The organism is Virgibacillus senegalensis, from assembly GCF_000821245.2.
Classification (GTDB): domain Bacteria; phylum Bacillota; class Bacilli; order Bacillales; family Amphibacillaceae; genus Sediminibacillus; species Sediminibacillus senegalensis.
Window position 1 is genome coordinate 1 of the sequence record NZ_LN611418.1, and the last position, 887, is coordinate 887.

An 887-nucleotide genomic window follows, 5' to 3' on the forward strand; every position below is an offset into this window, starting at 1 on the left:
TGCCTTACAAGCAGGGGGTCGCAGGTTCGAGCCCTGCATCCTCCACCATTTGCCGGCCTAGCTCAATTGGTAGAGCAACTGACTTGTAATCAGTAGGTTGGGGGTTCAAGTCCTCTGGCCGGCACCACTTTCTAATTTAAAACGTATTTGTGAATTGTGAGCCATTAGCTCAGTTGGTAGAGCATCTGACTTTTAATCAGAGGGTCGGAGGTTCGAGCCCTCCATGGCTCATCAAAATTCAATATCGAGCGGGTGTGGCGGAATTGGCAGACGCGCTAGATTTAGGATCTAGTGTCTTCGACGTGGGGGTTCAAGTCCCTCCACCCGCATTAACGCGGAAGTAGTTCAGTGGTAGAACACCACCTTGCCAAGGTGGGGGTCGCGGGTTCGAATCCCGTCTTCCGCTCCAGTTCTTTCATGCCATGCCGGGGTGGCGGAATTGGCAGACGCACAGGACTTAAAATCCTGCGGTAGGTTTCTACCGTGCCGGTTCGAGTCCGGCCCTCGGCACTTAACATGCGCCCGTAGCTCAATTGGATAGAGCGTTTGACTACGGATCAAGAGGTTAGGGGTTCGACTCCTCTCGGGCGCGCCATTTCGGGAAGTAGCTCAGCTTGGCAGAGCACTTGGTTTGGGACCAAGGGGTCGCAGGTTCAAATCCTGTCTTCCCGACCATTTATAAAGGGGCCTTAGCTCAGCTGGGAGAGCGCCTGCTTTGCACGCAGGAGGTCAGCGGTTCGATCCCGCTAGGCTCCACCATATTTGATCTTTGAAAACTGAACAAAACAACCAGTATGTCAAGCAAGATATACAAGCTAGTTTTTTGAACGAGCAAGCAAGCTCGCATTTTATGGAGAGTTTGATCTTGGCTCAGGACGAACGCTGGC

Annotated in this window: 8 tRNA genes; all 8 read left to right on the top strand. The window is 52.6% G+C overall.

Annotated elements, in window-relative coordinates:
- Positions 1-51 precede the first annotated feature (51 nt).
- The 8 genes from BN1067_RS00010 to BN1067_RS00045 all read left to right on the top strand — a co-directional run bounded on the left by BN1067_RS00010 (position 52) and on the right by BN1067_RS00045 (position 759).
- Positions 52-127 (top strand) — tRNA-Thr (locus tag BN1067_RS00010).
- A gap of 31 nt (positions 128-158) precedes the next feature.
- Positions 159-231: transfer RNA gene (locus BN1067_RS00015), tRNA-Lys, on the top strand.
- Between the two features lie 17 nt (positions 232-248).
- Positions 249-329, top strand: a tRNA-Leu gene (locus BN1067_RS00020).
- A 5-nt stretch (positions 330-334) separates the two neighbouring features.
- Positions 335-409: transfer RNA gene (locus BN1067_RS00025), tRNA-Gly, on the top strand.
- 15 nt (positions 410-424) lie between these two features.
- Positions 425-510: transfer RNA gene (locus tag BN1067_RS00030), tRNA-Leu, on the top strand.
- Positions 511-518: 8 nt separating this feature from the next.
- Positions 519-595 (top strand) — tRNA-Arg (locus BN1067_RS00035).
- 3 nt (positions 596-598) lie between these two features.
- Positions 599-675, top strand: a tRNA-Pro gene (locus BN1067_RS00040).
- Between the two features lie 8 nt (positions 676-683).
- Positions 684-759, top strand: a tRNA-Ala gene (locus tag BN1067_RS00045).
- The last annotated feature ends 128 nt before the right edge of the window (positions 760-887 follow it).